General features: G+C 59.2%; 20 protein-coding genes. 9 read left to right on the top strand and 11 right to left on the bottom strand.

Features of this window, described 5'->3' with window-relative positions; translation table 11 throughout:
* Positions 1-3: 3 nt before the first annotated feature.
* A complete protein-coding gene (tldD, locus tag AC1D2Q_RS26815; protein ID WP_477815156.1) occupies positions 4-1,446 on the top strand; it encodes a metalloprotease TldD in 1,443 nt (480 codons plus the stop codon).
* A gap of 60 nt (positions 1,447-1,506) precedes the next feature.
* Here tldD and yjgA read toward each other — a convergent pair whose 3' ends face one another.
* Positions 1,507-2,031, bottom strand: a complete 525-nt coding sequence (yjgA, locus tag AC1D2Q_RS26810; protein WP_007941230.1) for a ribosome biogenesis factor YjgA — start codon at positions 2,029-2,031, stop codon at positions 1,507-1,509.
* A 108-nt stretch (positions 2,032-2,139) separates the two neighbouring features.
* Here yjgA and pmbA point away from each other — a divergent pair, with 108 nt between their 5' ends.
* Positions 2,140-3,486 (top strand): metalloprotease PmbA, encoded by a 1,347-nt coding sequence (pmbA, locus tag AC1D2Q_RS26805; protein WP_477815155.1) that lies wholly within the window; start codon positions 2,140-2,142, stop codon positions 3,484-3,486.
* A gap of 108 nt (positions 3,487-3,594) precedes the next feature.
* On the opposite strand, the gene AC1D2Q_RS26800 is transcribed toward pmbA, so the two are convergent.
* The 10 genes from AC1D2Q_RS26800 to AC1D2Q_RS26755 form a co-directional block, all read right to left on the bottom strand.
* Positions 3,595-3,870 (bottom strand): HPr family phosphocarrier protein, encoded by a 276-nt coding sequence (locus tag AC1D2Q_RS26800; RefSeq protein ID WP_477815154.1) that lies wholly within the window; start codon positions 3,868-3,870, stop codon positions 3,595-3,597.
* Positions 3,871-3,885: 15 nt separating this feature from the next.
* Positions 3,886-4,743, bottom strand: a complete 858-nt coding sequence (gene rapZ / locus AC1D2Q_RS26795) for an RNase adapter RapZ (protein ID WP_018927209.1) — start codon at positions 4,741-4,743, stop codon at positions 3,886-3,888.
* Positions 4,744-4,745: 2 nt separating this feature from the next.
* A complete protein-coding gene (ptsN, locus tag AC1D2Q_RS26790; protein ID WP_477815153.1) occupies positions 4,746-5,210 on the bottom strand; it encodes a PTS IIA-like nitrogen regulatory protein PtsN in 465 nt (154 codons plus the stop codon).
* Between the two features lie 12 nt (positions 5,211-5,222).
* Positions 5,223-5,531, bottom strand: a complete 309-nt coding sequence (hpf, locus tag AC1D2Q_RS26785; protein WP_007941242.1) for a ribosome hibernation-promoting factor, HPF/YfiA family — start codon at positions 5,529-5,531, stop codon at positions 5,223-5,225.
* Between the two features lie 74 nt (positions 5,532-5,605).
* The gene (locus AC1D2Q_RS26780) at positions 5,606-7,099 is read right to left on the bottom strand and encodes an RNA polymerase factor sigma-54 (protein ID WP_026331852.1); all 1,494 of its coding nucleotides are present in this window, start codon (positions 7,097-7,099) and stop codon (positions 5,606-5,608) included.
* A 184-nt stretch (positions 7,100-7,283) separates the two neighbouring features.
* Positions 7,284-8,009 carry an LPS export ABC transporter ATP-binding protein gene (lptB, locus tag AC1D2Q_RS26775; protein ID WP_018927206.1) on the bottom strand — a complete coding sequence of 242 codons (726 nt, stop codon included), beginning with the start codon at positions 8,007-8,009 and terminating at the stop codon, positions 7,284-7,286.
* Positions 8,009-8,557 carry a lipopolysaccharide transport periplasmic protein LptA gene (gene lptA / locus AC1D2Q_RS26770; protein ID WP_477815152.1) on the bottom strand — a complete coding sequence of 183 codons (549 nt, stop codon included), beginning with the start codon at positions 8,555-8,557 and terminating at the stop codon, positions 8,009-8,011. The genes lptB and lptA overlap by 1 nt, the downstream gene beginning before the upstream one ends.
* Complete coding sequence (lptC, locus tag AC1D2Q_RS26765; protein ID WP_477815151.1) at positions 8,544-9,116, bottom strand: LPS export ABC transporter periplasmic protein LptC; 573 nt, start codon at positions 9,114-9,116, stop codon at positions 8,544-8,546. Before lptC ends, lptA begins: the two co-directional genes overlap by 14 nt.
* Positions 9,117-9,123: 7 nt before the next feature.
* Complete coding sequence (locus AC1D2Q_RS26760; RefSeq protein WP_477815150.1) at positions 9,124-9,648, bottom strand: KdsC family phosphatase; 525 nt, start codon at positions 9,646-9,648, stop codon at positions 9,124-9,126.
* The gene (locus AC1D2Q_RS26755) at positions 9,648-10,622 is read right to left on the bottom strand and encodes a KpsF/GutQ family sugar-phosphate isomerase (RefSeq protein WP_477815149.1); all 975 of its coding nucleotides are present in this window, start codon (positions 10,620-10,622) and stop codon (positions 9,648-9,650) included. The genes AC1D2Q_RS26760 and AC1D2Q_RS26755 overlap by 1 nt, the downstream gene beginning before the upstream one ends.
* A 276-nt stretch (positions 10,623-10,898) precedes the next feature.
* Between AC1D2Q_RS26755 and AC1D2Q_RS26750 the strand changes: the two genes are divergently transcribed.
* From AC1D2Q_RS26750 to murA, 7 genes are all read left to right on the top strand, one after another.
* On the top strand, positions 10,899-11,708 hold the full coding sequence (locus AC1D2Q_RS26750; RefSeq protein ID WP_477815148.1) for an ATP-binding cassette domain-containing protein: 810 nt from the start codon (positions 10,899-10,901) through the stop codon (positions 11,706-11,708).
* Complete coding sequence (gene mlaE / locus AC1D2Q_RS26745) at positions 11,708-12,505, top strand: lipid asymmetry maintenance ABC transporter permease subunit MlaE (protein ID WP_026286502.1); 798 nt, start codon at positions 11,708-11,710, stop codon at positions 12,503-12,505. Before AC1D2Q_RS26750 ends, mlaE begins: the two co-directional genes overlap by 1 nt.
* Complete coding sequence (mlaD, locus tag AC1D2Q_RS26740; protein ID WP_007941252.1) at positions 12,505-12,972, top strand: outer membrane lipid asymmetry maintenance protein MlaD; 468 nt, start codon at positions 12,505-12,507, stop codon at positions 12,970-12,972. Before mlaE ends, mlaD begins: the two co-directional genes overlap by 1 nt.
* Positions 12,973-12,983: 11 nt before the next feature.
* Entirely contained in the window at positions 12,984-13,637 is a 654-nt protein-coding gene (locus AC1D2Q_RS26735) for an MlaC/ttg2D family ABC transporter substrate-binding protein (RefSeq protein WP_477815147.1), read from the top strand.
* Positions 13,634-13,939: an STAS domain-containing protein gene (locus AC1D2Q_RS26730; protein ID WP_477815146.1), complete on the top strand. Its 306-nt coding sequence runs from the start codon at positions 13,634-13,636 to the stop codon at positions 13,937-13,939. The genes AC1D2Q_RS26735 and AC1D2Q_RS26730 overlap by 4 nt, the downstream gene beginning before the upstream one ends.
* A gap of 114 nt (positions 13,940-14,053) precedes the next feature.
* On the top strand, positions 14,054-14,293 hold the full coding sequence (locus AC1D2Q_RS26725; RefSeq protein ID WP_018927196.1) for a BolA family protein: 240 nt from the start codon (positions 14,054-14,056) through the stop codon (positions 14,291-14,293).
* A 22-nt stretch (positions 14,294-14,315) separates the two neighbouring features.
* On the top strand, positions 14,316-15,581 hold the full coding sequence (murA, locus tag AC1D2Q_RS26720) for a UDP-N-acetylglucosamine 1-carboxyvinyltransferase (RefSeq protein ID WP_008070575.1): 1,266 nt from the start codon (positions 14,316-14,318) through the stop codon (positions 15,579-15,581).
* Positions 15,582-15,627 lie beyond the last annotated feature (46 nt).

Below are 15,627 nucleotides of genomic sequence, written 5' to 3'. Positions count from 1 at the left end.
CATATGAGCGAGTTGTTGTCCTCTGTCAGTGAACACCTTCTGGCGCCCGGCGGCGTAACGATCGAGAGCCTGCAAGGTGTGCTTGGCGATCTGGCCGGCCCGGGCATCGATGCCGCCGACCTGTATTTCCAGGGGCAGATTTCCGAGTCCTGGGCGCTGGAAGACGGGATCGTCAAGGAAGGCAGTTTCAACCTCGACCAGGGCGTCGGCGTGCGTGCGCAATCGGGTGAAAAAACCGGTTTCGCCTACAGCAATGCGATCACCCTCGAAGCGCTGGGCGCGGCGGCCCGTGCGGCCCGTTCGATCTCCCGGGCCGGGCAGAATGGCACCGTGCGGGCGTTCACTACCCAGGATGTCGCTCAGTTGTACGGGCCGGGCAACCCGCTGGAAGTGATGACCCGCGCCGAGAAAGTCGAGCTGCTCAAGCGCATCGACGTGGCGACCCGCGCCCTCGACCCGCGTATCCAGCAAGTCACCGTAAGCATGGCCGGGGTCTGGGAGCGGATTCTGATCGCCTCCACCGACGGCGGCCTGGCGGCGGATGTGCGGCCGCTGGTGCGTTTCAACGTCAGCGTGATCGTCGAGCAGAACGGTCGTCGTGAGCGCGGCGGCCATGGCGGTGGCGGTCGTACCGATTACCGTTATTTCCTCAGCGAAGACCGCGCCATGGGCTATGCCCGTGAAGCGTTGCGTCAGGCACTGGTGAATCTGGAAGCGATCCCGGCGCCGGCCGGTACGTTGCCGGTGGTGTTGGGTTCGGGTTGGTCCGGCGTGTTGCTGCACGAAGCCGTCGGTCACGGTCTGGAAGGCGATTTCAACCGCAAGGGCAGTTCGGCCTACAGCGGGCGCGTGGGCGAGATGGTTGCATCGAAGCTTTGCACCATCGTTGATGACGGCACCCTCGCCGGCCGCCGAGGTTCGCTGAGCGTCGACGACGAAGGCACGCCGACCGAGTGCACTACGCTGATCGAAAACGGCGTGCTCAAAGGTTATATGCAGGACAAGCTCAACGCGCGCCTGATGGGCGTGGCCCGCACCGGCAACGGTCGTCGCGAATCCTACGCGCACCTGCCGATGCCGCGCATGACCAACACTTACATGCTCGGTGGTGAAAGCGACCCGGCGGAAATCATCGCCTCGGTGAAAAAAGGCATCTACTGCGCCAACCTCGGCGGCGGTCAGGTGGACATCACCAGTGGCAAGTTCGTGTTCTCCACCAGCGAGGCGTACCTGATCGAAGACGGCAAGATTACTGCCCCGGTCAAAGGCGCGACGTTGATCGGCAACGGGCCGGAAGCCATGAGCCGGGTGTCGATGGTTGGTAACGATCTGGCGCTGGACAGCGGCGTGGGAACGTGTGGCAAGGATGGGCAGTCGGTGCCGGTGGGTGTCGGCCAGCCAACGCTGAAAATCGATGCGATCACCGTGGGTGGCACAGGATCGTAAGGGGCTCTTGAAAACGTGAAGCTTCGGGTGAGTTGCGAGGCAACTCACCCGATTCGGGACTTAACGCAAACCGCGTTGAGTCTCGTCCAGCTCACGGATGTACTTGAAGATTTTACGGCTCGAAGCCGGTGGCTTGTTGGTCGCCAGTTCGTGCTGGGCCTGACGGATCAGGGAGCGCAATTGTTGACGATCGGCCTCCGGGTAATCGACGACGAACTTCTCCAGGACGGCGTCGTCGCCTGCGATCAAGCGATCGCGCCAGCGTTCCAGGCCGTGGAAACGTTCGTTGTACTGCCGGGTGGAGGCATCGAGTTGATCGAGCAGAGTGAGAATGGCGCCAGTGTCCTGATCGCGCATCAGCTTGCCGATAAACTGAAGGTGCCGTTTACGCGCGATGTTCGCGGTGTGCTTGGGCGCATCGGCCAGAGCCCGGCGCAAAGCGTCGGTCAACGGCAGTTTTGCCAGCAGGTCAGGCTTGAGTGTTGTAAGGCGCTCGCCGAGGTCAACCAGAGCATGCAGCTCGCGTTTGACCTGGGATTTGCTTTTTTCTCCCGTATCGAGGGAGTCGTCGTAAGAATCAACCATGGTGGCCGTCCGCAAAGAAACGCCGCCATGATAACCAGTCGGGGGCCGCTTGTCCGGCCCGGTCGCTCGATGACCGTTACCGAAAGCAGAATTTGAGTGGAGAACAGCATGAGTGCAGTTGAAAGCGTCGGCCCACAAGCGTTGCCGGCACTGCAAGAGCAAGTCGAGCAGATCATTGCTGAAGCCAAGCGCCAGGGCGCCAGTGCCTGTGAAGTGGCGGTGTCGCTGGAGCAGGGCCTGTCGACCACGGTGCGTCAGCGGGAAGTCGAAACCGTTGAGTTCAACCGCGATCAGGGCTTTGGCATCACCTTGTATGTAGGGCAGCGCAAAGGCTCGGCCAGCACCTCGGCCAGTGGTTCGGAAGCGATTCGCGAAACCGTCGCTGCTGCGCTGGCGATTGCCAAGCACACGTCTGAAGACGAAGCCGCAGGCTTGGCGGATGCCGCGCTGATGGCCAAGGAACTGCAGGATTTCGACCTGTTCCACCAATGGAGTATCACACCGGAGCGAGCCATCGAGCAGGCCCTGGCCTGTGAAGCGGCCGCGTTTGCCGCCGACAGCCGGATCAAGAATGCCGACGGCACCACCCTCAGCACTCATCAGGGTTGCCGTGTGTACGGCAACAGCCACGGTTTTATCGGCGGTTACGCTTCGACCCGTCACAGTCTCAGCTGTGTGATGATCGCTGAAGCCGATGGCCAGATGCAGCGCGATTACTGGTACGACGTGAACCGTCAGGGCAACCTGCTGGCCTCCCCGGAGAGTATCGGCCAGCGTGCCGCACAACGGGCGGCGAGCCGTCTGGGTGCGCGCCCGGTGCCGACCTGCGAAGTGCCGGTGCTGTTTTCCGCGGAACTGGCCGGTGGCCTGTTCAGCAGTTTTCTCTCGGCGATTTCCGGCGGCAGTCTGTATCGCAAATCGTCGTTCCTCGAAGGCACGCTGGGGCAGAAACTGTTCCCGGAGTGGCTGACCATCGACGAGCGTCCGCACTTGATGCGTGCTTTGGGCAGCTCTGCCTTCGACGGCGATGGCCTGGCGACCTACGCCAAGCCGTTCGTGGAAAACGGCGAGCTGGTGTCCTACGTGCTTGGCACCTATTCCGGTCGCAAGCTGGGCATGCCGAGCACCGCCAATGCCGGCGGCGTGCACAACCTGTTCGTCACCCATGGCGACGAAGATCAGGCGGCCTTGTTGCGCCGCATGGGTCGTGGCCTGCTGGTCACTGAATTGATGGGGCAGGGCCTGAATATGGTCACTGGCGATTACTCCCGTGGCGCGGCGGGTTTCTGGGTCGAGAACGGCGAGATCCAGTTCGCGGTCCAGGAAGTGACCATCGCCGGCAACATGCGCGACATGTTCAAGCAGATCATTGCGGTCGGTAATGACCTGGAATTGCGCAGCAACATTCGCACCGGTTCGGTGTTGATCGAGCGGATGACGGTGGCGGGCAGCTAAGCTGCGATTGCTGCACAAAAAAAACGCGCCACCCCATCGGGTGGCGCGTTTTTTGGGTCATTGGATCGCAGCCCGTAGGAGCTGCCGAAGGCTGCGATCTGTTGCTGTTTATTCGCCTTCGTCGAAGTAATTGTTAATCAACTTCACCAATGCCTGCAGCGCCTCGTCAGCCTGCTCGCCTTCGGTACTCAGGTGGATTTTGGTGCCCTTGCCAGCAGCCAGCATCATCATGGCCATGATGCTTTTGCCGTCGACTGCGGTTTCTGGCGTTCGTCCTACCCTGATCGTGCAATCCTTGAACTGACCGGCGACTCCGACAAATTTGGCAGACGCGCGGGCATGCAGGCCCAGCTTGTTGATGATTTCGATTTCCAGAGCAGGCATCGCGATGTGAATCCTTTAGCTGAGGTCGCGGTGGCGAACCTGGACGTTCTTCAGGGATTGTTGCAGGACCTGGCCCAGACGTTCGGTCAGGTAGACAGAGCGGTGATGCCCGCCGGTGCAACCAATGGCAATGGTGACATAGGCGCGGTTACTGGCGGCAAAGCGGGGCAGCCACTTGAGCAGGTAGGAGGAAATGTCCTGGAACATCTCTTCAACATCCGGCTGCGCCGCCAGGTAGTCGGCCACTGGTTGATCGAGCCCGGACTGTGCCCGCAGCTCCGGTTTCCAGTAAGGGTTAGGCAGGCAGCGCACGTCGAACACCAGATCGGCGTCCACCGGCATGCCACGCTTGAACCCGAAAGACTCCACCAGAAACGCAGTACCGGGCTCCGGCTGATTCAGCAGGCGCAGCTTGATGGTGTCGCGCAACTGATACAGGTTCAGATTGGTGGTGTTGACCTTGAGGTCGGCCAGATCGGCGATCGGCCCCAGCAGATTGGTTTCGTCCTCTATCGCTTCCGCCAGCGATCGATTGGCGCTGCTCAGCGGGTGACGACGGCGTGTTTCCGAGAAACGTTTGAGCAGGGTTTCTTCGTCGGCGTCCAGGTACAGCACATCGCACTGGATATGCCGGCTGCGGACTTCTTCCAGCAGTTCGGGAAACCGTGACAGATGACTCGGCAAGTTGCGCGCATCGATGGACACCGCCACCAGCGGTTGTGCCAGTTCGGTATGAATCAGCGCACGCTCGGCCAGTTCCGGCAGCAGACCGGCAGGCAGGTTGTCGATGCAGTAGTAGCCGTTGTCCTCGAGAACATCGAGGGCAGTGCTTTTACCTGAGCCGGAGCGGCCGCTGACGATGATCAGGCGCATGATTAGTGACCGTTTTGCTCGTCCAGGACAACCTGATACAAAGCTTGGTTGCTTAGGGCGCTGCGCAGTTTTTCACGCACCTCCTTGCGATCAAGCATGCTGGCGATCTGGCGTAGCAGTTCCAGGTGCGCATCGGTGGCTGCTTCCGGGACCAGCAGTACAAACAGCAGGTCAACCGGGGCGCCGTCGATGGCGTCGAAATCGATGGGTGCATCCAGGTGCATCAAGGCACTGATGGGCGATACGCAGCCCTTGAGACGGCAGTGGGGGATGGCGATACCGTTGCCAAAACCGGTGGAACCGAGTTTTTCACGGGCGACCAGACTCTCGAAGACATCCTGCATGGCCAGATCCGGCACTTCGCGATGGATGAGGTTGGCAATTTGCTCGAGGGCTTTCTTTTTACTGCCGCCCGGCACGTTCACCAGGGAACGGCCGGGGGTCAGGATGCTTTCAAGTCGGATCATGGGTTGGGAGTGTTAACGACCGGTCGCGCCCTGGAGGAGGCTCTGGGTCTTTTCCTTATGCTTTTTGAGTTGTTTATCCAGCTTGTCGGTCAGTGCGTCGATCGCTGCGTACATATCGGTATGTTCCGCGTTAGCGACCACCTCATTGCCGGGAATATGCAGTGTGGCTTCGATTTTCTGCTTGAGCTTTTCGACCGTCATCGTGACCTGCACGTTGGTGATCTTGTCGAAATGCCTCTCTAATCGTTCGAGTTTTTCGCCGATGTAGGTGCGAAGAGGTTCGGTCACTTCCAGTTGGTGTCCACTGATGTTGACTTGCATACAGCTTCTCCTTCGTTGCCAGTGCATAAAGCGGTAGATCAGATGATCTACCACTGGAACGCTGTGGCGTGGCTCTACATCAACCGCTTGCGTTCGCTCGAAGGCGCGATTCCCAGGGATTCGCGGTACTTGGCGACGGTGCGGCGAGCCACCTGAATGCCTTGTGCCTCCAGTAAACCAGCGATCTTGCTGTCACTCAACGGCTTTTTCTGATTTTCCGCGGCAACCAGTTTTTTGATGATCGCGCGGATCGCCGTGGACGAGCATTCACCGCCTTCGGAGGTGCTGACGTGGCTGGAAAAAAAGTATTTCAGTTCATAGATGCCCCGTGGGGTATGCATGAATTTTTGCGTGGTCACCCGTGAAATCGTCGATTCGTGCATGCCCACCGCTTCGGCGATGTCATGCAGCACCAACGGTTTCATGGCCTCGTCGCCGTACTCCAGGAAGCCGCGTTGATGCTCGACGATCTGGGTGGCCACTTTCATCAGGGTTTCGTTACGGCTTTGCAGGCTCTTGATGAACCAGCGAGCCTCCTGCAGCTGATTACGCATGAAGGTGTTATCAGCGCTGGTATCGGCGCGGCGTACGAAGCCGGCGTATTGGGCGTTGACCCGCAGGCGCGGTACCGACTCCTGGTTCAGCTCCACCAGCCAGCGCTCGTTGTCCTTGCGCACGATCACGTCGGGAACGACGTACTCGGCTTCGGTGGACTCGATTTGCGAACCCGGGCGCGGGTTGAGGCTCTGGACCAGTTCGATCACCTGGCGCAGTTCGTCTTCCTTGAGCTTCATGCGGCGCATCAGCTGGCTGTAGTCGCGGCTGCCGAGCAGGTCGATGTAATCGGTGACCAGGCGCTTGGCCTCGGTCAGCCAAGGGGTCTTGGCGGGCAGTTGGCGCAGTTGCAGCAGCAGGCATTCACCGAGGTTGCGGGCGCCGATACCGGCGGGCTCGAATTGCTGGATGCGGTGCAGGACGGCTTCGATTTCGTCCAGTTCGATGTCCAGTTCCGGATCGAAGGCCTCGAGGATTTCCTCGAGGGTTTCGTCCAGATAGCCCTGATTGTTGATGCAGTCGATCAGGGTCACGGCGATCAGGCGATCGGTGTCGGACATCGGTGCCAGGTTCAGTTGCCAGAGCAAATGGCTTTGCAGGCTTTCACCGGCCGAAGTACGGGTGGTGAAATCCCACTCGTCGTCATCGTTGCTCGGCAGGCTGCTGGCGCTGGTCTGGTAGACGTCTTCCCAGGCGGTATCGACAGGCAATTCGTTGGGAATGCGCTCGTTCCAGTCGCCTTCCTCAAGGTTATCCACCGTCGGGGCGGTTTCCTGGTAGGAGGGTTCCTGAATGTCGGCGTTGGGTTGCTGTTCGGCTTTGTCGGCCAAGGGGTCGGCATTATCGAAGTCGTCGCCTTCTTCCTGGCGTTCGAGCATCGGATTGGACTCCAGGGCCTCCTGGATTTCCTGTTGCAGGTCCAGGGTCGACAATTGGAGCAGGCGGATGGCCTGTTGCAGCTGCGGTGTCATCGTCAGCTGCTGGCCCATTCTCAAGACTAGCGATGGTTTCATGGCAGGGGCTTAACACCTTATTCGCCGGCGCACATGCGCCATCCACTACAGGGCGCCGAAGCGCCAAACATAAGCAAATTATATGCCTGAAACTGAAGTGTTTGCCTAGAGCGCTGTAACAATAAAAAACTATTGATTTTTTATTGAGACGAGCACCGAGGCGACTGACCAGGCACCTCAGCGCTTACAGGCGGAACTCATGGCCCAGATACACTTCCTTGACCAGTTCATTGGCCAGGATGGTGGCGGAGTCGCCTTCAGCGATCAGCTGGCCATCGTTGACGATGTAGGCGGTTTCGCAGATGTCCAGGGTTTCACGGACGTTGTGGTCAGTGATCAGCACGCCAATGCCTTTGGCCTTGAGGTGATGGATGATCTGCTTGATGTCGCCCACCGAGATCGGGTCCACGCCGGCGAAGGGTTCGTCGAGGAGGATGAATTTCGGGTTGGTGGCCAGTGCCCGGGCGATTTCCACCCGACGGCGTTCACCACCGGACAGGCTCATGCCAAGGCTGTCGCGGATGTGGTGAATGTGAAATTCCTGCAGCAGGCTTTCCAGCTCTTTGCGGCGACCGGCCTTGTCGAGCTCCTTGCGGGTCTCGAGGATGGCCATGATGTTGTCGGTCACCGACAGCTTGCGGAAGATCGACGCTTCTTGCGGAAGATAACCGATACCGGCCTTCGCGCGCCCATGCATCGGCTGGTGGCTGACGTCCAGGTCATCGATCAGTACGCGACCCTGATCGGCCTGTACCAGGCCCACGATCATGTAGAAACAGGTGGTTTTACCGGCGCCGTTGGGGCCAAGCAGGCCGACGATCTGGCCGCTGTCGATGGACAGGCTGACGTCACGCACGACCTGGCGGCTCTTGTAGCTCTTGGCCAGATGCTGAGCTTTCAGAGTTGCCATTACTGGGCCTTTTGCTCGTCGGTTTTCTTTTTCGGCTGGATCACCATGTCGATGCGCGGACGCGTCTCGGTGACTTTGTTACCCGTGGCGCGACCGGCGCTCGCAAGTTTCTTGACCGTGTCATAGACGATTTTCTCGCCCTGGGTGGTGTTGTTGTCCTTGTCGACAACTTTGGCCTTGTCGATCAGTACGACGCGGTTTTGCGCGGCGTGATATTGGATGGTCACGCCCCAACCCTGAACAGGCTTGGTGTCGCCAGCTGTTTGCAATTGCTCGAAGTACGCCAGGTTGCCCACCGAGGTCACCACGTCGATGTCGCCAGTCGGGGTGCGAGTGATGGTCACGGTGTTGCCGGTGACCTTCATCGAGCCCTGAGTGATGATCACGTCACCTTTATAGGTGGCAATACCATTCTTGTCGTCCAGCTGGGCGTCGTCGGCCTGGATGCGGATAGGCTGCGCTTGATCGGTCGGCAGAGCCCAGGCGCTCACGCTTCCCAGTGCTGCGCTCAGACCGAGCAAAATAGGGAGGGTTTTAACGAGCCTCATACTGTCCTCTTACGTTCGATAGCAGGTGTATCCTGCTTTCTTTCAAGTACGCTTTCATTCCGTTGCCTGTCGATACACCGCCGGCGCCGTCGATTCTAACGGGTTGATCGGTCTGCGCATATTGCTGCTGCGGGAACACTGTCATACGGGTGGTGGTAATCAGGGTTTTACGGTTTTTTTCGTCGAAACGCGTGATACGTACCGAGTCGATCAGCTCGACCTGGGTGCCGTCCGGATTGACTTCACCGTGTTCGCTCTGGACGTGCCAGGGGAATTCGGTGCCGCGAAACATGTTCAGGTCAGGGTTGGACAGCAACGTCACTTCCGTCGCCTTCAGGTGTTCGACCTTGTCGGATGTCATTTCATACTGCAATTTGCCGTCCGGCAGGTACTGCACGCTGTGGGCGTTGGTGGCGTAATAGTCGATCATGGTTTCATCGACATGCGCCACTGGCTTGTCGAGGAAGCGTTCCGGGCTGATATTCCAGTAGCCGACCGCAGCGAATAGCGCCGCGATGCAACCGAATATCAGGATGTTGCGAATCTTTTTGCTCAGCATGATGGGCTCACAGGTATGCGGCGTTGGCCGCATCGAGGCGGCCCTGGGCGCGCAGGATCAATTCGCAGAATTCGCGCGCGGCACCCTCGCCGCCACGGGCCTGGGTGATGCCGTGGGCGTGCTCGCGCACAAAGCTGGCGGCGTTGGCCACGGCCATGCCCAAGCCTACGCGGCGAATCACCGGCAGGTCCGGCAGGTCGTCGCCGAGGTAGGCCACTTGTTCATAGTTCAGGTTGAGTTGGGCAAGAAGCCCGTCGAGCACCACCAGCTTATCTTCTCGTCCCTGGAACAGGTGTGGAATGCCGAGGTTCTTGGCCCGTCGTTCGACCACCGGGGTCTTGCGTCCGCTGATGATAGCGGTCTGCACGCCGGCTGCCATCAACATCTTGATGCCTTGGCCGTCGAGGGTGTTGAAGGTCTTGAATTCGCTGCCGTCTTCGAGGAAGTACAGGCGCCCGTCGGTCAGCACGCCGTCGACGTCGAATACCGCCAGTTTGATCTGTTTGCCGCGTTGTAGCAGGTCCGTGCTCATTACATTACTCCAGCGCGCAGCAAATCGTGCATGTTCAAGGCGCCGACCGGGCGGTCTTCGCTGTCGACCACGACCAATGCGTTGATCTTGTGGTCTTCCATGATTTTCAACGCCTCGGCAGCCAGCATCTCGGCACGTGCGGTCTTGCCGTGGGCGGTCATGACCTGCTCGATGGTGGCGCTGTGGATGTCGATGCTGCGGTCCAGGGTGCGACGCAGGTCGCCGTCGGTGAAGATCCCGGCAAGTTTACCGTCGGCCTCCAGAACCACGGTCATGCCCAGGCCCTTGCGGGTCATTTCCATCAATGCGTCCTTGAGCAAGGTGCCGTGCTGAACCTGCGGCAGCTCTTGCCCGGCGTGCATGACGTTTTCCACTTTCAGCAGCAGGCGTCGGCCAAGTGCGCCGCCTGGGTGGGAAAAGGCGAAATCTTCAGCGGTAAAACCGCGGGCTTCCAGCAGCGCCACCGCCAGGGCATCGCCCATCACCAGAGCGGCGGTGGTCGATGAGGTTGGCGCCAGGTTCAGCGGGCAGGCTTCGTGCTCGACGTGAACGTTGAGGTTGACCTCGGCAGCCTTGGCCAGCGCCGAGTCGGGATTGCCGGTGACGCTGATCAATTTGATGCCCAGGCGCTTGATCAGTGGCAGCAGGGTAACGATTTCATTGGTGGAGCCGGAGTTCGACAGTGCCAGGATGATGTCGTCACGCGTGATCATGCCCATGTCGCCGTGGCTGGCTTCGGCTGGGTGCACGAAGAACGCCGTAGTGCCGGTGCTGGCCAGGGTGGCGGCAATCTTGTTGCCGATGTGCCCCGATTTGCCCATGCCGACCACGACTACGCGGCCTTTGCTGGCCAGAATCATCTCGCAAGCGCGTACGAAATCTGCGTCGATATGGGGCAGCAAGCCTTGTACGGCTTCCAGTTCGAGGCGGATGGTACGTTGTGCAGATTGAATCAGGTCGCTGGATTGGCTCATGTCAGAAATCGTATTGTCTGATGAAAAGGCGGCGATTATAACGATAATGATCAAAACCCTCACGCAAGTTCGTCGCGGTTTGTCATTCCTTGTTACCGAAACCCTCTAAATAGATGATTTCAGGTGGTCATGTTGCTGAACGTGCCCGGCTTGGGCCTTGGGCGCTTGGCCTTTGCGGTGATATAGTTCGCCGCCAGTTCGGCCTGCCCGGGGAGGTATGTGCTTTCGTTTGAAAGCCAGGCGTCCGAGTGAGAGGCTGCATCGCAAGGAGTTTAGATGAGTGCCGATAACGCCTACGCGGTCGAGCTGAAGGGACTGACCTTCAAGCGCGGTGCGCGCAGCATTTTCAATAACATCGATATCCGCATACCACGCGGCAAGGTCACCGGCATCATGGGGCCTTCCGGGTGTGGCAAGACCACGCTGTTGCGGTTGATGGGGGCCCAATTGCGCCCCACCAGCGGCGAAGTCTGGGTCAATGGCCAGAACCTGCCAACGTTGTCGCGCAGCGACTTGTTCGATGCGCGCAAGCAGATGGGTGTGCTGTTTCAGAGCGGCGCACTGTTTACCGATCTCGATGTGTTCGAGAACGTCGCCTTTCCGTTGCGCGTTCATACCGCGCTGCCGGAAGAAATGATTCGCGACATTGTCCTGCTCAAACTGCAGGCCGTGGGCTTGCGTGGCGCCATTGACCTGATGCCTGACGAATTGTCTGGCGGCATGAAACGTCGAGTCGCGCTGGCCCGGGCGATTGCCCTCGATCCGCAAATTCTCATGTACGACGAGCCTTTTGTCGGCCAGGACCCGATCGCCATGGGCGTGCTGGTGCGCCTGATCCGCCTGCTCAACGATGCGCTGGGCATCACCAGCATCGTGGTCTCCCACGATCTGGCCGAGACCGCGAGCATCGCCGACTACATCATTGTGGTGGGTGACGGGCAAGTGTTGGGGCAGGGCACACCCAAGGAATTGATGAATTCGCAGGAACCACGGATTCGCCAGTTCATGACTGGCGAACCCGACGGCCCGGTCGCATACCACTTTCCAGCGACGGATTACCGCGCAGATCTTCTGGGGAAGCGCTGATGCGCAAGATTTCATTAATAGAAAGAGTACGCCGTTTCGGCCACGCCGGTATCGATGTGCTGGCGGTGTTCGGGCGTTCGGCGCTGTTCCTGTTTCATGCCTTGCTCGGTCGCGGCGGCATCGGCGGCAGTTTTGGCCTGCTGGTCAAGCAACTGCATTCGGTTGGCGTGATGTCCCTGGTGATCATCGTGGTCTCCGGGGTGTTCATCGGCATGGTGCTGGCGCTGCAGGGCTTCAACATCCTGTCGAGTTACGGTTCGGAGCAGGCGGTCGGGCAGATGGTTGCGCTGACACTGCTGCGTGAACTGGGGCCGGTCGTCACGGCCTTGCTGTTCGCCGGGCGTGCGGGTTCGGCGCTGACCGCCGAAATCGGCAACATGAAATCCACCGAGCAACTGTCCAGCCTGGAAATGATCGGGGTCGACCCGCTCAAGTACATCATTGCCCCGCGCCTGTGGGCCGGCTTCATTTCCCTGCCGGTGCTGGCGATGATTTTCAGCGTGGTGGGTATCTGGGGCGGTTCGTGGGTGGCCGTCGACTGGCTGGGTGTCTATGAAGGCTCCTACTGGTCGAACATGCAAAACAGCGTGACATTTGTCGACGATGTGCTTAACGGCATTATCAAAAGCATCGTTTTTGCCTTCGTCGTGACCTGGATCGCCGTATTCCAAGGCTATGACTGCGAGCCCACTTCCGAGGGGATCAGTCGTGCCACTACCAAGACCGTGGTGTACGCCTCTTTGGCGGTACTCGGCCTGGACTTTATTCTGACCGCCTTGATGTTTGGAGATTTCTGATGCAAAACCGCACCCTGGAAATCGGTGTCGGCCTTTTCTTGCTGGCTGGCATTCTGGCTTTGCTGTTGCTTGCGTTGCGGGTAAGTGGCCTGTCCCCGAGCCCGAGCACCGATACTTATAAACTTTATGCATATTTCGATAATATCGCCGGTTTGACGGTCAGAGCTAAAGTGACCATGGCCGGTGTGACCATCGGCAAGGTCACGGCGATTGATCTGGATCGCGACAGCTTCACCGGTCGGGTGACCATGCAACTGGAAAAGCGCGTAGATAATCTGCCGACTGACTCCACTGCATCTATCCTGACCGCTGGCCTGTTGGGTGAGAAATACATCGGTATCAGCGTGGGCGGGGAACAAGCCCTGCTCAAGGATGGTGGAACCATCCACGACACGCAATCGTCGCTGGTGCTCGAGGACCTGATCGGTAAATTTCTGCTCAATACCGTTAGCAAAGACGCCAAATGAGGAGCTTTTGAATGATCTCTATCTTACGACGTGGCCTGTTGATATTGCTCGCGGCCTTGCCGTTGATGGCTAACGCCGTGGCGGCGCAGTCGGCGCACGATCTGGTTCAGGACACCACGACCCGGATGCTCGCCGACCTGTCGGCCAATAAAGAGAAGTACAAGCAGGATCCACAAGACTTTTATACGGCGCTGAACACCATCGTCGGACCTGTGGTGGATGCCGAGGGCATTTCCAAAAGCATCATGACGGTCAAATATTCGCGCAAAGCCACGCCCGAGCAGATGCAGAAGTTTGTCGAGAACTTCAAAAAAGGCCTGTTCCAGTTTTATGGCAACGCATTGCTCGAATACAACAACCAGGGCATCACTGTTGAGCCTGCCAAGGATGAATCGGGAGACCGTACCAGCGTTGACATGAAGGTCAAAGGCAGCAGCGGCTCTATCTATCCTGTGTCTTACACACTTGAAAAGATCAACGGCGAATGGAAGCTGCGTAACGTCATCATCAACGGCATCAACATTGGCAAGCTGTTCCGCGATCAGTTCGCTGATGCGATGCAGCGCAATGGCAACGACCTGGACAAGACCATTAATGGCTGGGCCGGGGAAGTGGCCAAAGCCAAGGAAACCACCGAAAAAGCTGTTGAGAAGAAAACCCAATGAGTGAGTCGGCCATTCGCATGAGCGAAACCGGCGAGCTGCTGCTCAGCGGCGTGCTGGATTACCGGACAGGCCCGGACCTGCGCAAGCAGGGTCAGGCGCTGATCAAGTCCAGCAAGGCGCCTGCGCTGGTGGTCGATTGCTCCGCGGTGGAGAAGTCCAGCAGCGTCGGCTTGTCGCTGCTGCTGTGTTTCATGCGCGATGCTCAGGTGGCCGGCAAGGCCTTGAGCATTCGCGAGATGCCCGAAGACATGCGCAAAATCGCTCAGGTCAGCGAATTGACCGAGCTGTTGGCGCACCCCTGAACCGCATCTATAAAGAAGCCCCCCGTCAGAGTCCTGCTTCGCGGGGTTCGCAGGCGCGGGGCTTTTTTGTATGATGTCCGACCCGCGCGCACAGGGCGCCGATTGAGGTTGAGCATGCAGGCCGTAGAAGTGAAGAGCTTCCTTGAAGGAAAGCTGCCAAACACGAAGGTGGAAGTTGAAGGCGAAGGCTGCAATTTCCAACTGAACGTGATTAGCGATGAACTGGCGGCGTTAAGCCCGGTGAAGCGTCAGCAGCAGGTCTATGCCCATTTGAACCCGTGGATTGTCGATGGCAGCATCCATGCGGTCACTATGAAATTTTTCAGCAGCGCGGCCTGGGCCGAGCGCACCTGAGCCCAAGGGCGTCGAGATTCTTATGGATAAATTGATTATTACTGGTGGCGCTCGTCTTGATGGCGAGATCCGCATCTCCGGGGCAAAGAACTCTGCCTTGCCGATCCTGGCTGCCACCCTGCTGTGCGATGGCCCGGTGACCGTGGCCAACCTGCCGCACCTGCACGACATCACCACCATGATCGAGCTGTTCGGTCGCATGGGCATCGAGCCTGTGATCGACGAGAAACTCAGCGTCGAAATCGACCCACGCACCATCAAGACCCTGATCGCGCCGTACGAACTGGTTAAAACCATGCGCGCCTCGATCCTGGTACTGGGCCCGATGGTTGCCCGTTTCGGTGAAGCCGAAGTTGCACTGCCTGGCGGTTGCGCCATCGGTTCGCGTCCGGTTGACCTGCACATCCGTGGTCTTGAAGCCATGGGCGCGGTCATCGACGTCGAAGGCGGCTACATCAAGGCCAAGGCCCCTGAAGGCGGCCTGCGCGGTGCGCACTTCTTCTTCGACACCGTCAGCGTGACCGGTACCGAGAACATCATGATGGCGGCCGCTCTGGCCAAGGGCCGCAGCGTTCTGGCCAACGCCGCTCGCGAGCCTGAAGTCGTCGATCTGGCGAACTTCCTGAACGCCATGGGCGCGAAGGTTTCCGGTGCCGGTACCGACACCATCACCATCGATGGCGTTGAGCGTCTGCACACGACCACTTACAAAGTGATGCCTGACCGTATCGAGACCGGCACCTACCTGGTGGCGGCAGCGGTCACCGGCGGGCGTGTGAAGGTCAAGGACACCGATCCGACCATCCTCGAAGCCGTCCTGGAAAAGCTCCGCGAGTCGGGTGCCGAAATCACCTGCGGCGAAGACTGGATCGAGCTGAACATGCACGGCAAGCGGCCGAAAGCCGTCAACGTGCGGACTGCTCCATACCCGGCGTTCCCGACCGACATGCAAGCGCAGTTCATCTCCCTCAACGCCATTGCCGAAGGCACTGGTGCCGTGATCGAGACGATCTTCGAAAACCGCTTCATGCACGTTTACGAACTGCACCGCATGGGCGCGCACATTCAGGTTGAAGGCAACACCGCCATCGTCACCGGCATCGAAAAGCTCAAGGGCGCTCCAGTCATGGCCACCGACCTGCGTGCTTCGGCCAGCCTGGTGATCTCGGCGCTGATCGCCGAAGGCGATACCCTGATCGACCGCATCTACCACATCGACCGTGGTTATGAGTGCATCGAAGAGAAGCTGCAGATGCTCGGCGCCAAGATCCGCCGCGTACCGGGCTAGTTTCTGCTGCATGGGCGCAGGGACGCGTCCGTTGATTTGTTGAAGT

The sequence above is a fragment of the Pseudomonas sp. P1_A1 genome, from assembly GCF_056406935.1.
The sequence above is the reverse complement of the archived record's forward strand: the minus strand, read 5'-3'. Positions and strand labels throughout refer to the sequence as shown.

Coding starts and splice junctions, on each gene's coding strand:
- tldD (WP_477815156.1), top strand. CDS start 4: ATGAGCGAGTTGTTGTCCTCTGTCAGTGAACACCTTCTGGCGCCCGGC.
- yjgA (WP_007941230.1), bottom strand. CDS start 2,031: ATGGTTGATTCTTACGACGACTCCCTCGATACGGGAGAAAAAAGCAAA.
- pmbA (WP_477815155.1), top strand. CDS start 2,140: ATGAGTGCAGTTGAAAGCGTCGGCCCACAAGCGTTGCCGGCACTGCAA.
- AC1D2Q_RS26800 (WP_477815154.1), bottom strand. CDS start 3,870: ATGCCTGCTCTGGAAATCGAAATCATCAACAAGCTGGGCCTGCATGCC.
- rapZ (WP_018927209.1), bottom strand. CDS start 4,743: ATGCGCCTGATCATCGTCAGCGGCCGCTCCGGCTCAGGTAAAAGCACT.
- ptsN (WP_477815153.1), bottom strand. CDS start 5,210: ATGATCCGACTTGAAAGCATCCTGACCCCCGGCCGTTCCCTGGTGAAC.
- hpf (WP_007941242.1), bottom strand. CDS start 5,531: ATGCAAGTCAACATCAGTGGACACCAACTGGAAGTGACCGAACCTCTT.
- AC1D2Q_RS26780 (WP_026331852.1), bottom strand. CDS start 7,099: ATGAAACCATCGCTAGTCTTGAGAATGGGCCAGCAGCTGACGATGACA.
- lptB (WP_018927206.1), bottom strand. CDS start 8,009: ATGGCAACTCTGAAAGCTCAGCATCTGGCCAAGAGCTACAAGAGCCGC.
- lptA (WP_477815152.1), bottom strand. CDS start 8,557: ATGAGGCTCGTTAAAACCCTCCCTATTTTGCTCGGTCTGAGCGCAGCA.
- lptC (WP_477815151.1), bottom strand. CDS start 9,116: ATGCTGAGCAAAAAGATTCGCAACATCCTGATATTCGGTTGCATCGCG.
- AC1D2Q_RS26760 (WP_477815150.1), bottom strand. CDS start 9,648: ATGAGCACGGACCTGCTACAACGCGGCAAACAGATCAAACTGGCGGTA.
- AC1D2Q_RS26755 (WP_477815149.1), bottom strand. CDS start 10,622: ATGAGCCAATCCAGCGACCTGATTCAATCTGCACAACGTACCATCCGC.
- AC1D2Q_RS26750 (WP_477815148.1), top strand. CDS start 10,899: ATGAGTGCCGATAACGCCTACGCGGTCGAGCTGAAGGGACTGACCTTC.
- mlaE (WP_026286502.1), top strand. CDS start 11,708: ATGCGCAAGATTTCATTAATAGAAAGAGTACGCCGTTTCGGCCACGCC.
- mlaD (WP_007941252.1), top strand. CDS start 12,505: ATGCAAAACCGCACCCTGGAAATCGGTGTCGGCCTTTTCTTGCTGGCT.
- AC1D2Q_RS26735 (WP_477815147.1), top strand. CDS start 12,984: ATGATCTCTATCTTACGACGTGGCCTGTTGATATTGCTCGCGGCCTTG.
- AC1D2Q_RS26730 (WP_477815146.1), top strand. CDS start 13,634: ATGAGTGAGTCGGCCATTCGCATGAGCGAAACCGGCGAGCTGCTGCTC.
- AC1D2Q_RS26725 (WP_018927196.1), top strand. CDS start 14,054: ATGCAGGCCGTAGAAGTGAAGAGCTTCCTTGAAGGAAAGCTGCCAAAC.
- murA (WP_008070575.1), top strand. CDS start 14,316: ATGGATAAATTGATTATTACTGGTGGCGCTCGTCTTGATGGCGAGATC.